The sequence below is a fragment of the uncultured Nocardioides sp. genome (assembly GCF_947489365.1).
GTDB lineage: Bacteria > Actinomycetota > Actinomycetes > Propionibacteriales > Nocardioidaceae > Nocardioides.
The window spans coordinates 173,440-185,684 of record NZ_CANLDB010000001.1 but is presented as its reverse complement, the minus strand read 5'-3'; the positions used below and the strand labels follow the sequence as shown (position 1 = coordinate 185,684).

13 protein-coding genes are annotated in these 12,245 nt (G+C 74.6%); 6 read left to right on the top strand and 7 right to left on the bottom strand.

The genetic code is table 11. The features are described from left to right. Positions 1 to 30: 30 nt before the first annotated feature. Positions 31 to 876: a 16S rRNA (cytidine(1402)-2'-O)-methyltransferase gene (gene rsmI / locus Q0858_RS00890; RefSeq protein ID WP_299050058.1), complete on the bottom strand. Its 846-nt coding sequence runs from the start codon at positions 874 to 876 to the stop codon at positions 31 to 33. 53 nt (positions 877 to 929) lie between these two features. Between rsmI and Q0858_RS00885 the strand changes: the two genes are divergently transcribed. Together Q0858_RS00885 and Q0858_RS00880 are read left to right on the top strand one after the other, a co-directional pair. Then, positions 930 to 2,630 carry a phospholipid carrier-dependent glycosyltransferase gene (locus Q0858_RS00885; protein ID WP_299050056.1) on the top strand — a complete coding sequence of 567 codons (1,701 nt, stop codon included), beginning with the start codon at positions 930 to 932 and terminating at the stop codon, positions 2,628 to 2,630. After that, positions 2,621 to 3,052: a DUF6357 family protein gene (locus tag Q0858_RS00880; RefSeq protein ID WP_299050054.1), complete on the top strand. Its 432-nt coding sequence runs from the start codon at positions 2,621 to 2,623 to the stop codon at positions 3,050 to 3,052. Before Q0858_RS00885 ends, Q0858_RS00880 begins: the two co-directional genes overlap by 10 nt. A gap of 108 nt (positions 3,053 to 3,160) precedes the next feature. Here the strand turns inward: Q0858_RS00880 and Q0858_RS00875 are convergent, their stop codons facing one another. Both Q0858_RS00875 and Q0858_RS00870 read right to left on the bottom strand, forming a co-directional pair. Beyond that, complete coding sequence (locus tag Q0858_RS00875) at positions 3,161 to 4,120, bottom strand: SDR family NAD(P)-dependent oxidoreductase (RefSeq protein ID WP_299050053.1); 960 nt, start codon at positions 4,118 to 4,120, stop codon at positions 3,161 to 3,163. Beyond that, positions 4,117 to 5,352 carry a lanthionine synthetase LanC family protein gene (locus Q0858_RS00870; RefSeq protein WP_299050052.1) on the bottom strand — a complete coding sequence of 412 codons (1,236 nt, stop codon included), beginning with the start codon at positions 5,350 to 5,352 and terminating at the stop codon, positions 4,117 to 4,119. The genes Q0858_RS00875 and Q0858_RS00870 overlap by 4 nt, the downstream gene beginning before the upstream one ends. A 61-nt stretch (positions 5,353 to 5,413) precedes the next feature. Between Q0858_RS00870 and Q0858_RS00865 the strand changes: the two genes are divergently transcribed. The 3 genes from Q0858_RS00865 to Q0858_RS00855 are packed head-to-tail and all read left to right on the top strand — an operon-like array spanning position 5,414 to position 7,211. Continuing rightward, a complete protein-coding gene (locus Q0858_RS00865; RefSeq protein WP_299050050.1) occupies positions 5,414 to 6,238 on the top strand; it encodes a TspO/MBR family protein in 825 nt (274 codons plus the stop codon). Between the two features lie 25 nt (positions 6,239 to 6,263). Further along, entirely contained in the window at positions 6,264 to 6,674 is a 411-nt protein-coding gene (locus tag Q0858_RS00860) for a pyridoxamine 5'-phosphate oxidase family protein (protein WP_299050048.1), read from the top strand. A 15-nt stretch (positions 6,675 to 6,689) separates the two neighbouring features. Then, complete coding sequence (locus Q0858_RS00855; protein ID WP_299050046.1) at positions 6,690 to 7,211, top strand: VanZ family protein; 522 nt, start codon at positions 6,690 to 6,692, stop codon at positions 7,209 to 7,211. Here Q0858_RS00855 and Q0858_RS00850 read toward each other — a convergent pair. The 3 genes from Q0858_RS00850 to Q0858_RS00840 form a co-directional block, all read right to left on the bottom strand. Then, positions 7,198 to 8,607: a hypothetical protein gene (locus Q0858_RS00850; protein WP_299050044.1), complete on the bottom strand. Its 1,410-nt coding sequence runs from the start codon at positions 8,605 to 8,607 to the stop codon at positions 7,198 to 7,200. The genes Q0858_RS00855 and Q0858_RS00850 overlap by 14 nt on opposite strands. A 158-nt stretch (positions 8,608 to 8,765) precedes the next feature. Further along, positions 8,766 to 9,290 (bottom strand): DNA starvation/stationary phase protection protein, encoded by a 525-nt coding sequence (locus Q0858_RS00845; RefSeq protein ID WP_299050042.1) that lies wholly within the window; start codon positions 9,288 to 9,290, stop codon positions 8,766 to 8,768. A gap of 207 nt (positions 9,291 to 9,497) precedes the next feature. Further along, positions 9,498 to 10,208 (bottom strand): hypothetical protein, encoded by a 711-nt coding sequence (locus tag Q0858_RS00840; RefSeq protein ID WP_299050040.1) that lies wholly within the window; start codon positions 10,206 to 10,208, stop codon positions 9,498 to 9,500. A gap of 114 nt (positions 10,209 to 10,322) precedes the next feature. On the opposite strand from Q0858_RS00840, the gene Q0858_RS00835 reads away from it, so the two are divergent. Continuing rightward, positions 10,323 to 10,712 carry a hypothetical protein gene (locus Q0858_RS00835; protein ID WP_299050039.1) on the top strand — a complete coding sequence of 130 codons (390 nt, stop codon included), beginning with the start codon at positions 10,323 to 10,325 and terminating at the stop codon, positions 10,710 to 10,712. 18 nt (positions 10,713 to 10,730) lie between these two features. On the opposite strand, the gene Q0858_RS00830 is transcribed toward Q0858_RS00835, so the two are convergent. After that, positions 10,731 to 12,230 (bottom strand): aldehyde dehydrogenase, encoded by a 1,500-nt coding sequence (locus Q0858_RS00830; protein ID WP_299050036.1) that lies wholly within the window; start codon positions 12,228 to 12,230, stop codon positions 10,731 to 10,733. Between the last annotated feature and the right edge of the window lie 15 nt (positions 12,231 to 12,245).

Here is a 12,245-nt window from a genome sequence, read left to right as displayed (position 1 = left end):
CAGCGTCTGGGGCGCTGGGATCCTCCGCGTTCAGTCGTCGGAGCGGTGCACCAGGTCGTACAGGTCCCGTCGCCCGACGCCGGTGGCGGCCGCGACGGCCTTGATCGCGTCCTTGCGGGACATCCCGGCGGCCTCCTGCTCGCCCACCGCGGCGCGCAGTGCGTCGGCGTCGTCGGCGATGTCGGCGGGGCCGGGCGGGGTGGCGCCGGCGACGACGAGGGTGACCTCGCCGCGGACGCCGCCCTCCGCCCACGCCGCGAGCTCGGCGACGCCGCCCCGGCGGACCTCCTCGTAGGTCTTCGTCAGCTCCCGGCACACCGCGCCGGGGCGGTCGGCGCCGAACGCGTCGGCCATCGCGGCGAGCGTCGTGGCGGTGCGGTGGGGGGCCTCGAAGAAGACCATCGTCCGCTCCTCCGCGGCCAGTCCCGCGAGGCGGGTGGCCCGCTCCCCCGCCTTCCGCGGCAGGAAGCCCTCGAAGCAGAACCGGTCCACCGGCAGCCCCGAGACCGCGAGCGCGGTCAGCACCGCCGACGGCCCGGGGACGGCGGTGACCCGGATGCCGGCCTCCACGGCCGCGGCGACCAGGCGGTAGCCGGGGTCGGAGACGCTCGGCATGCCCGCGTCGGTCACGAGCAGCACCCGGGCGCCGCCGACGAGCTCCTCCAGCAGCACCGGGGTGCGGGCGGCCTCGTTGCCCTCGAAGTACGACGTCACGCGGCCGGTGGTCTCCACGCCGAGGTCGGTCAGCAGCCGCTTCAGGCGGCGGGTGTCCTCGGCGGCGACGACGTCGGCGCCCGCCAGCTCGGCCGCCAGCCGGGGCGGGGCGTCGCCGACCTGCCCGATCGGGGTGGCGGCCAGGACCAGGACACCGCTCATGGGCTGATCCTCCCAGCACCCGGCGCGACGGGCCCCGCCGTACCCTCGCCCTCGTGACGAGCACCCTCACGCCGGAGGCCCCCACCCCGGCGCCGCCGGCCCGTCCGCGGGCCCCCCGCGGACGTCGCGCGCTGCTCGCCGCCCGCACCGGCCGCCAGCGCCTCGCCGACTGGGGTGCCGCCCTGGCGGTGACGGCGCTCGCCCTGCTGCTGCGCCTCTACCACCTGGGCCGTCCGGACGACTTCGCGTTCGACGAGACGTACTACGCCAAGGACGCCTGGTCGCTGCTGAACTTCGGCTACGTCCGCGACCACAAGGAGAACGCCGACCAGCTCATCCTCGACGGCCGGGTCGACGACGTCTGGACCGACGGCCCGTCGATGATCGTGCACCCCGAGGTCGGCAAGTGGCTGATCGCGGGGGGCGAGTGGGCGTTCGGGATGGACCCCTTCGGCTGGCGGATCTCCGCCGTCGTCGCCGGCTCGCTGATGGTGCTCGTGATGTGCCGGCTCGCGCGCCGGATGACCGGCTCGACCCTGCTCGGCTGCGTCGCCGGCCTCCTGCTGTGCCTCGACGGGATGCAGCTCGTGCTGTCCCGGCTGGGGCTGCTCGACATCTTCCTGGCGCTCTTCCTGCTGGTGGCCGTCGCGTGCGTCGTCGCCGACCGCGACGCCGTCCGCACCCGGCTGGAGCGCCGCGGGCTTGACGTCCCGGTCGCCTCCGGGTGGGGGCCGGTGCGGGCGCTGCTGTGGCGGCCGTGGCTGCTCGCCGCCGGCGTCGCCTTCGGGCTCGCGGCCGGCACGAAGTGGACCGCGCTCTACCCGATGGCGCTCCTCGGCGTCCTGGTGTGGCTGTGGGGCGCCTCGCTCCGCCGCGGCCTGGGCGTGCGGTGGGCGGCGCTGCGCTCGGCCCTCGTGGACGGCGTCCCCGCGTTCGCCTACCTCGTCCTCGTCGCCCTCGTCGTGTACGTCGCCAGCTGGACCGGGTGGCTCGTCAACGCCGCGGAGTACGAGGAGTCGCTGTCCAGCACCCAGTACACCCAGTACGTCGCCCCCGCCGCCGACTGCGACTCCGACCCGGCGACCGACCCCGACGCCCGCTGGGCGACCGCGACCGAGCCGGACGCCTCCGGACTCGGCGAGGTCACCCAGTCGCTGCGGTCGCTGGCGAGCTACCACCGCGACATGTACGTCTTCCACACCCAGTACCTCGACTGCTCCGACCACACCTACGAGTCGAGCCCGTGGGGCTGGCCGCTGCTGGGCCGTCCGGTTGGGGTCGACGCGCAGCTCGACATCAAGCCCGGCGAGCAGGGCTGCGAGGCCGCCGCGGACAGCGACTGCCTGCGCCAGGTCCTGATCCTCGGCACCCCGGTGCTGTGGTGGGGCGGCGCTGTCGCGCTGCTCGCCTCGGCGGCGCTCTGGGTGGGGCGGCGCGACTGGCGCTACGGCCTGCCGGTCCTCGGCGCCCTGTCGACGTGGCTGCCGTGGCTCGCCAACGCGGACCGGCCGATCTTCCTCTTCTACGCGATCGCCATGCTGCCGTTCACCGTGCTCGCGCTGACCATGGTCATGGGGGCGCTGATCGGTCCGGGGCGCGGCCACTCCCCGCGTCGTACGGCGGGGGTGGTGGTGGCGGGCTCGTTCGTGCTGCTCGTGCTGGTGAACTTCGCCTGGTTCTGGCCGATCTGGACCGACGGCCTGCTCACGAACGGCGAGTGGCTCGACCGCATCTGGTTCTCGCGATGGATCTGAACGACGAGCTGCTCGTGCCCGAACGCGGCTCGTGGGCGCCGCGCGTCGTCCGGCGGGACGGGCACCTGCTGCTGACGATGATGGTGGCCAGCGGCCACATGGACCGGTCCGTCGCACTGCCGGTCGCCGAGCGCCACGTCCCGGTGCTGCGGGACGACGCCACCCGCTACTGGCTCCTCCACGCCGCGCTGCACAGCCCCTACCAGCTCCGCGACACCGAGCTGGACGCCGACGAGCTGGCGACGTACCTCGACACGATCCTGCTCGCACCCGCCGACGAGGTCGAGGAGTTCCTGACGGCGCTCGACCACGGTCGCGCGAACGGCGCGATCAGCAACATCGTGTCGATCTTCACCCACGCCGACCGCCTCGCGATGCGGGACGGACGCTGGTTCGAGGCCCTCGACGCCGCCGCCGGTTGAGGTGCGAGCGGAGCGAGCCTCGAAACCCGGTGAGGGACCCTCCGCCTCTCACCGGGTCTCGAGGCTCGGCGCTGGCGCGCCTCACACCTCGACCACCGGGTCTCGGCCCTACGGCAGCTGGGTGGCGCGCTTCACGAAGTCCCAGAGCAGCTGGCGCTGCGCGGTCGTGGGGCGGGTCGAGGGCAGGAGGCTGGTCGGGCGGGGGCGGCGGTCGTGCCACAGCAACCCGGACTCCGGCACGGGCGTCGAGGCGGCCAGCCACACCGCGGTCTCGATGCCGCTCTCAGGGCTGCGCAGCACCGGCCCGAGGACCTTGTCGAACGTCGGCAGCGACTCCGTGACGCCGGGCGTCGCGGCCCAGCCAGGGTGCATGGCGGCGACCATCGTCCGCTGCGCCTGCCACCGCTGCGCGAGCACCGGGAGCAGCTCGACCTGGGCGCGCTTGGAGCGGGCGTACGCCGTGGTCGGCGAGTAGGTGCCGTCGAGGTAGCCGGGGTCGTCGGCGCGGAGCTTCTGCGGGTACATCCCGCCCGAGGTCACGAACACCACCCGCGTCTCGCTCATCCGCGGCGCGAGCAGCTCGCTCATCAGCACCGGCCCGAGCACGTGCACGGCCATCGAGAGCTCGTGGCCCTGCGGCGACTCGGTCCGCTCGGGCGGCATGACGCCGGCGTTGTGGACGAGGACGTCGACCGCGTCCCCGTCGTACGCCTCGACGAAGCGGCGGACGTCGTCGAGGTCGCCGATGTCGCACCGCTCGATCCGCAGGTCGGCGCCGGGCACCGCGCGGCGGATCTCCTCGGCGGCCTGCTCGCCCTTGTCGGTGTTGCGGACCGCGAGGCGCACCTGGGCGCCGAGCTTCGCGAGACCCTCCGCGGCCGCGATGCCCAGCCCGGACGACGCGCCCGTCACCAGCGCGGTGCGCCCGTCGAGCGCGGTCGGCATCGGGTCGCTCGGCCACGTGCCGAGCCGGCGGCGGACGGCCGGGCCGATCTTGGTGTAGCCGGGCACGATCGTGCGGTCGAGGACGGTGTCGACACCGCGGGACAGGGCGGGGGGCAGCCTCATGCGGCGACCGTACCGGGGTGGCCCGGGGTGGCCACGGCGTACGCCGGGTCTCGGCCGGTGACCAGCCGGCCGTGGCGCAGCAGCTCCCGGGCGATCCCGGCGTTGCCCATGGCCCACCCGAGGCGCGGCGGCAGCACCGGCCGCTCGGCGCGGTGCTCGACGTTGGACCAGCGGACCCCCTCGGCGTCCCGGGTGGCGCGGGCCAGCAGGTCGTCGACGAGGACCTCGGCGAACGCCGTTCCGTCGCCGGCCTCGACCTCCCGGTCCAGAGCGAGGGCGAGCACGCCGGCGGTGCCGCAGCAGCGGCCGTTGTTGTCCCAGAACCCCGGCCGACGGCGCTCCGGGATCCCCGAGCCGAGGACGGTGGTCCAGCAGCGGTCGACGAGGACGCTCCAGGAGGCGTCCCCGGTCAGGGCGACCAGGGTCCGGAACACCTGCGCGTCGCCGGCGGGCCCGTGGCACCAGCCGTGGCTGAACCGGTCGATCCGGTCCGGCAGCTGCTGGGGGTCGGAGTGCGGGACGAGGAACCCGCCGCCCCCTGACTCGTCGCGGGCCACGACGTCGGCCACGGCGGCCAGGGCGAGCTCGCGCAGGTCGTCCCGACCGGTCGCGGCCGCGGTGACCGCGATCCCCTGGGCGATGCCGAGGGTGCCGTGCGAGACGTGGTGGCGCCGCGACGGCTGGCCGCGACGGTTCTCCCAGGTCACCCCGTACGGCGTCGTCTCGGCCGTGCGCAGGTACGGCTCGACGGCGGTGAGCGCGAGGTCGGTGTCTCCCAGCGCGAGCGCGCCGAGCGCGATCCCGGCGTTGCCGCCCATGAGGTCGAAGGCGTCGCCCCAGCGCTCCCCGTCGAAGGCCGCACGGACGCGGTCCAGGCACTCGCGCGCGGCGGCACGGGCGACGGGGTCGTCCAGTCGCCGGCCCACCGCGTCGAGGGCGACGGCGAGCCCGGTGGCCCCGAAGTAGAGCGAGGCGTCGGTCACGGACGGCGCCACGGCGGCGAGACCCCGCGCGCCGGCCGCGGCGGCCTCCGCCCACCGCGGGTCGCCGTCGTGGGCGTCCGCCTCGAGCAGGGCGAGCACGACGCCCGCGGCGCCCGAGTAGAGGTCCGGGGGCAGGGCGGGGTCGTCCGGGACCCCGGGCCACCCGACGCCGTCCGCCAGCGGCCGCTCCTGGGCCACCACCCAGTCGAGTGCCTCCAGTGCCGTCGCGGCCGCGGGGTGGTCGCCCATGCGAGCAGGATCTCATCCTCAAGGAATGGGAAAGTCCTTAAGTTCGTGAAACACTAGGTGCATGAGCACCTCTCCCACCGGCACGGACCGGGCCCGCCAGGTCACCGTCACCGTCGCCGAGGTCGCGTGCGTCCTCGGCACCCTCGTCGGGGTGGGGGTGCTCGGCACGGAGGTCTCCGCCGTGTCCGGTGGCGCCCTGTCCGCGGACTCCACCCTCGTCGCGCCCGCTGGGCCGGCCTTCTCCATCTGGTCGGTCGTCTACGCCGGCCTCGCGGCGTACACGATCTGGCAGTGGCTGCCCGGCCAGGCGACCTCCGCGCGCCAGCGCAGCATCGGCTGGCTCGCCGCGGCCTCCATGGTCCTCAACGCGGCCTGGCTGCTCGTCGTCCAGCAGGGGTGGATCTGGGGCAGCGTGGTCGTGATCCTCGCCCTGCTCGCCACGCTGGTCGAGATCGTGCGCCGCCTCACCGTCACCCGTGGGGACGGCGTGGTCGACACCGTCGCTGTCGACGGCACCTTCGGGCTCTACCTCGGCTGGGTCGCCGTCGCGACCGGCGCCAACGTCACCGCCGCCCTCGTCGGCACCGGCATGGGCGCCACGAGCGTCGTCGGGTACGTCGTCTCGCTGCTCGTCCTGGTCGCCGTCACGGCCGGCGGCGTGGTCCTCGCCCAGCGTCTCGGCGGTCGCGTCACCGTCGCCGGGGCGACCATCTGGGGCCTCGGCTGGCTGGCGTACGGCCGCGTGACCGACTCCCCCGACAGCGTCCTGGTGGCGGCCGCCGCGGTCGTCGCCGCCCTGGTCCTCGCCGCGGCGGCGGTCCGGGTCCGCCTGGGTGGCGCCCGCGCCGGCCGGACCCGTCGCACCGGCTCGGCGGTCGTCGCCTGACACCTGTCATCCTCGCCTGGTGAACATGAGCTGGCGTCCCGGCTGGGGCGACTTCCCCGCCGGCCTCCTGGAGTTCTGGACCGAGCGCCAGCTGTGCACCTTGACCAGCCTGTACGCCGACGGCCGGCCCCACGTGGTCGCCGTCGGCGTCGCGCTGGACCACGAGCAGGAGTGCGCCTGGGTGATCACCCGGCGCGGCTCGGTCAAGGCGCGCCACGTCGCCGCCGACCCCCGCGTCGCGGCCGGGTCGGTGGACGGCGGCCGCTGGTCCTCGCTCGAGGGACGCGCCGAGGTCGTCACCGACCGGCCGGGGGTCGCCCGCGCCGAGGAGATGTACGCCGCCCGCTACCGCGTGCCGAGCGAGAACCCGGAGCGCGTCGCGCTGCGGATCACGGTCGAGACGTTCCTCGCCTCCCGCAGCCTCCTCGAGCGCTGACGCGGAAGCACTGCGGTGATCTCGACCCTGCTGGTCGAGTACTCGGCGTACGTCCGCTGGGTGCTGGCCGGCCTCCTGCTCGCGATGCTGCTCGTCGGCGTCCTCCTCGTCCGGTACGACGCCCGCCGGACGAGCGCCGCCCTCTCCGTGGTCGCCGGGTTAGCGGGCCTGGCGCTGACGGCCTGGCCCGAACCCGCCGCGGCGCTCGACGAGGTGCGCTGCGCCGTGCAGCTCTCGGTCCCGTTCCAGGGCCTCGACACCCTCGCGAACATCGCGCTGTTCGTGCCCGCGACGTACGCCGCGGTGCTGGCCTGCCGGCGGCCCGTCGGGGTCGCGGTCGTCGCGTCGGGGGTCTCGGCGCTGATCGAGCTCGTGCAGGCCCTCGTGCCCGCCACCGGCCGGGTCTGCGACACGAACGACTGGTTCATGAACACCGTCGGCACCGCGCTCGGCGTGCTGCTGGCGGTGGCGACGCTCGCCGTCGTCCGACCGCGACCGCCCGACCGTGGTCGGCCGCCCGCGGTCAGCCGGCCGTGACCGCCACGCGGTAGGCCCCGAGGGAGCCGTAGCCGGACCAGCCCTGCGTCCGGGGGTCGCCGTACCCGACCCCGTCGACCAGGACCGTGTAGCGGCGCCCCGCCTCGACGTCGCCGGTCCAGCGCGCCCGCAGCCAGGCCGGGGACGGCCGGGTCACGTCGCCCGACGGCGCCGGGTTCACCGTGGCGAGGACGGCGCCGTCGCTGCCGAGCAGGGTGAGCTGCACGTCGAGGTTCGTGGCCCCGCCCGTCGGGTCCACCGTGATCGTCCGCGGCCCGTCCGCGGTCGGGGTGAAGGAGAAGGCGTCCTTGTCCACCGAGGTCGACACCACGCCGCCCGCGGCGCGGCGGGCGTCGGTCCCCGGCAGCGGGGTGGCCCCGCCGGCGGCGTCCCCGTGGTCGTCCGGGCGCGCGGCGATGCCGTGCCGGGTCATGATGGCGAGGTCGTTCTGCGTGTTCGTCGCGCGCTCGTACTCGCCGCGGGAGAACTGGCTGAGCTTGTCGAAGCTGGCGCCCATGATCGGGGCCCACCGCTGGGAGCCGAAGTAGTACTCCTCGCGCCCCCGGCCGTCGTGGTCGAGCCCGAGGTTGTGGCCGGCCTCGTGGCTGATGTTCTCGGCGAACAGCCATCCCTGGTCGGTGGAGCCGTTCGTGAACACGAAGGTCGGCTGGTAGACCGGCGACTGCCGCCCGGCGAGGTCGAACGTGCCGAGGTAGGCGATGCCGCCGCAGAAGCAGCGCTGGTACAGCGGACCGCCGGCCGTGACGACGACCCGCGTGCCGAACTTCCGGTCGGACGCCGAGCTGCGGGTGATCGCGGCCTGCCCGGGGTCCTTCGTCGTGACGTTCACGTCGAACGGCGCGTAGTCCTCGGCCACGGTCTCCCACGCCCGACGGATCTGCTCCTTCTCGACCGCCGAGAACGCCGTCGAGGTCGGACCGTCGACCTGGAACGGCGGTGAGGTGAACGCGTTGACGCCGAAGTCGCGGTTCCACGCCGTGTTCGCGGTGCGGTGGCCGGTGAAGTCGAGGTAGATCGTGCGGTTCGACGACGGGCGCGACGACAGCCCCAGCACCCCGGCCGCCGCCGGGACCGCGGTCGCGGGCTCGGCGGTCGGCACGGCGTGGGGGCCGACCCGCAGCGACTCGCGGTAGTAGACCTCGCCGCAGGTGTCGAGCCACACGGTCGGGTCGCCCGTCTCGCCGAGCCCGGCGCGCGAGGCCGCGGCGGAGTCGGCACGGACGGGCTCCGGGAAGACGGGGTCGGCGCAGCCGACGGGCGCCTCGGTCGAGGCCTCGGTCGGCGCCTCGGCCGCCGGTGGGGCGGCGTACGACGAGCCGGGTGGCAGGCACAGGGCGGACACCAGGGCGAGCGCGAGGAGAGCGGGACGGTTCACGATGACCTCCGCGCGGCGACGCCGTGCTCGGGAGGCACGGGTCCGCTGCTCCCTGCCAGGGTCCTGCGGAACCGGTGTCCTGTACAGACACGTCCGCCCGGCGGTCTAGACCGCCGGGCGGACGCGGGTGCTGCGGGGACCGCTGGTCCGGGTGGGGCTCAGCGGTGCACGGGACGCGGGAGGCTCCGGTTCGCGACGCGGTTCTCGGCGTCGATCATCCAGGCGAGCTGCTCGAGGCGCTCGAGGATCGTGTGGATGATGTCGGCCGACGTCGGGTCCTCGGCGTCCACCTCGTCGTGGATGCGGCGGCCGGTGCCGGCGACGGCGTAGATCGCGGCGACGATGCGGTCGACGGTCTCGGCGGTGTCGACCTCGGTCTGCGGGAACTCCGGCAGGCTCGTCTGCGCGGCGACGGAGGCGGCGCGGGCGTCGGGCGTGACGTAGAGGGCGCGCATGCGCTCCGCGACGGTGTCGGAGAAGTTCCGGGCGTCGTCGACGACCTCGTCGAGCTGCAGGTGGAGGTCGCGGAAGTTCGGGCCGACGACGTTCCAGTGGGCCTGCTTGCCGACCAGGTGCAGGTCGGTCAGGTCGACCAGCAGCGCCTGGAGGTGGGTCGCGAGCCGCTCGGAGGCCTGGAACGGCGGCTTCGCGACGTGCTGCTCGGTGTGGAGGGTCTGCGTCATGGAGTGCTCCTTCTCGGCCGGGGGCCGTGTCGTCGTGCGAGTGGCCCCACCCTCCCATCTTTTCTGGAATCGTTCCAGAAAGGGAAGGCAACCCTCAGTCCTGGCACACTGGGACCAGCACAGGGTTCGTCCGCGTTCTGGAGGTGGGTCGGCGCGGCTGTCAGCCGTACCCCCGCACCCTGCGCACACCTGGAGTCCCTCACCGTGTCACCCCTGCGTTCCTACGGACGCCTCGTCCGCCTCGCCGGCCCGGCGTACGTCGTCGTCGCCTTCCTCGGCCGCCTGCCCCTCGCCATGAGCCAGCTGGGCACCCTGCTGCTCGTCGCCGGGGCCACCGACTCCTACGGCCTCGGCGGCCTCGCCGCCGGCGCCCTGGCCGTCGCCAACGCCGTCGGCGCCCCCGTCGCCGGAGCCGTCGCCGACCGCGCCGGCCAGCGCCCCGTCGTCCTCGTCCAGTCCTTCGCCGGCGCCCTCGCGCTCGTCGGGCTGGTCGTGGCGACCTCCTCGGGGGCCACCCCGGCCGTCCTCGTCGGCCTGGCGGCCACGGCCGGGCTGGTGCTGCCGCAGGTGGGCCCGCTGGCCCGGGTGCGGTGGCGCCCGGTGACCGCCGGGACCGGCGCCGACCAGCGTCGCCTCCGCCAGGATCGTCGCGGCCCGGGCCTCGCCGATCGCGACGAACGCGGCGTACGGCGACTCGTACTCCAGGCGCCCGTCGAGCCGGCGCAGGAACCCGCCGTCCTCCAGGGCCCGGAGCCGATCGGGGAGGTCGGAGTGGTCCGGGACGTCCGGGACCGACTCGCCCAGCGCGGCCCGCAGGGCCGTCTCGTCCTCGGGCCGCAGCAGGTAGACCGTCTCCAGCAGCCGCATCGTCGGCTCGTCGAGGAGCGGACCCTCCCGGATCCTCCCGATCTCCGCCATGCACCGTGATCGTGGTGGCAATCCCGGACATTCCGCAAGAGGACAGGTCCGCACGCCCGCCACCCCGGCGGGCCGACCGTAGCCTGCCTTCACCCACCTCGAAGGGACACCGCCATGAACCGCTCCCGCCTCGGCGCCCTCGCCCTCGCCCCGCTGCTGGCCGCCGCCGGCCTCGCGGCCGTTCCCGGCCCCTCCGTCGGCGCCGCGCCGGCCGCCCCGGCCGCCCGCACCGTCACCATCCGGGCCGAGAACACCGACCTGTCGGGGTCGGTGCGGAGCAGCCGGGCGTCCTGCCGGTCCGAGGTGCCGGTCGTGGTGTTCAAGCAGAAGGGCAGCCGCGGCGGTGGTGACGACAGGCGGTTCGCCATGGACACCAGCGGGCCCGACGGCGCCTGGGACACCGGCAACACCGGCACCGAGGGCCGCTTCTACGCCAGGGTGGCGCCGTCCCCCGGTTGCCAGGGCGACACCAGCCCCACGATCAGGGCCGAGCGCGACGACTGACGGGACGGAGCCTCCCGCTCAGCCCAGCGTGAACGGGTCCCGGGTGCCGCCGGTGAGCTCGACGAACACCGACTTGTTCTCGAGGTACTCGTTCACGGCCTCCTGGCCGTTCTCCCGGCCGATGCCCGACATGCCGTAGCCGCCGAACGGCATGTTCGGCGCGACCGCCCGGTAGGCGTTGATCCACACCGTGCCCGCCTTCAGCCGGGCGGCGACGCGGTGGGCGCGGTGGACGTCCTTGGTCCACACCGCCCCCGCCAGCCCGTACGGGGTGTCGTTGGCCAGGCGCAGCGCCTCGTCCTCGTCGGTGAAGGTGTACGCCGCCAGCACCGGCCCGAACACCTCCTCGCGGACGATCGTCGAGCCGGGCTCGGCGACCACGACGGTGGGCTTCACGAACAGGCCGCCGAGCTCGGTGTTGGGGCCGCCGCCGGCGACGACCTCGGCGCCCTCGGTGCGGGCGGTGTCGAGGTAGCCGAGCACCTTCTCGTACTGCGGGGCGTTGGCGACGGGGCCCATCTCGGTGTCCGCGTCGGTCGGGTCGCCCTGCACGATGGTGCGGGCCCGCTCGGCGATCTTCGCGACGAGCTCGTCCTTGACCGACTCGTGGACGATCAGTCGCGAGCCCGCCATGCAGGTCTGCCCGGTGGCGGCGAAGACACCCGCGACCACGCCGTTCGCGGCGGCGTCGAGGTCGGCGTCCGCGAACACGACCTGCGGGGACTTGCCGCCCAGCTCGAGGGTGACCTTGTTGATGTTCGACACCGCGGCCCGGGCGACGGCCGCGCCGGTGGCGGTGGAGCCGGTGAAGGCGACCTTGTCGATGCCGGTGTGGCTCGCGAGGGCCTCACCGGTCTCCCGGCTGAGTCCGGTGACGACGTTGAGGACGCCGGCGGGCAGGCCCGCCTCGTGCAGCACCTGGGCGAAGGCCACCGTCGAGGCCGGCGAGTGCTCGCTCGGCTTGACCACGCAGGTGCACCCGGCGGCGAGCAGCGGCGCGAGCTTGAAGGTGAGCAGCAGCAGCGGGGAGTTCCACGGAGTGATGGCGCCGACGACCCCGACCGGCTCCTTCAGCGTGTAGCCGAAGTAGGTCTGCGGGGCGATCTGCGGGACGGTGCGGCCCTCGAGCTTGTCGGCGAGGCCGGAGAAGTAGAGGTACCAGTTCCCGAGGCCGTTCAGCTGGCCGCGCATCTCGCGCATCAGCTTGCCGGAGTCGCGCACCTCCAGGAGCGCGAGGCGCTCGGCGTTGTCGGTGATGCCCTGGGCGACCTGGCGCAGGACCCGCGCCCGGTCGAACCCGGACATGGCGCCCCACTCGCCCTCGAAGGCCTCACGGCTGCTGGCGACGGCGCGGTCGACGTCCTCCGCCCCGCCGTCGGCCAGCACCGCCCAGGAGGAGCCGGTGTAGGGGTTGGTCGACTCGAAGGTGGCCCCCGAGGCGGCGTCGACGGACTCGCCGCCGATGAACAGCCGGAAGGTCTCGAGCTGGGTCTGCGGGGTCTGGTCCGTGACGGTCACGCGCTCACGCTAGGT

Excerpts from the sequence above, each read along its gene's own strand:
- rsmI (WP_299050058.1), bottom strand. The coding sequence starts at position 876 with ATGAGCGGTGTCCTGGTCCTGGCCGCCACCCCGATCGGGCAGGTCGGC.
- Q0858_RS00880 (WP_299050054.1), top strand. The coding sequence starts at position 2,621 with ATGGATCTGAACGACGAGCTGCTCGTGCCCGAACGCGGCTCGTGGGCG.
- Q0858_RS00875 (WP_299050053.1), bottom strand. The coding sequence starts at position 4,120 with ATGAGGCTGCCCCCCGCCCTGTCCCGCGGTGTCGACACCGTCCTCGAC.
- Q0858_RS00870 (WP_299050052.1), bottom strand. The coding sequence starts at position 5,352 with ATGGGCGACCACCCCGCGGCCGCGACGGCACTGGAGGCACTCGACTGG.
- Q0858_RS00865 (WP_299050050.1), top strand. The coding sequence starts at position 5,414 with ATGAGCACCTCTCCCACCGGCACGGACCGGGCCCGCCAGGTCACCGTC.
- Q0858_RS00860 (WP_299050048.1), top strand. The coding sequence starts at position 6,264 with ATGAGCTGGCGTCCCGGCTGGGGCGACTTCCCCGCCGGCCTCCTGGAG.
- Q0858_RS00845 (WP_299050042.1), bottom strand. The coding sequence starts at position 9,290 with ATGACGCAGACCCTCCACACCGAGCAGCACGTCGCGAAGCCGCCGTTC.
- Q0858_RS00840 (WP_299050040.1), bottom strand. The coding sequence starts at position 10,208 with ATGGCGGAGATCGGGAGGATCCGGGAGGGTCCGCTCCTCGACGAGCCG.
- Q0858_RS00835 (WP_299050039.1), top strand. The coding sequence starts at position 10,323 with ATGAACCGCTCCCGCCTCGGCGCCCTCGCCCTCGCCCCGCTGCTGGCC.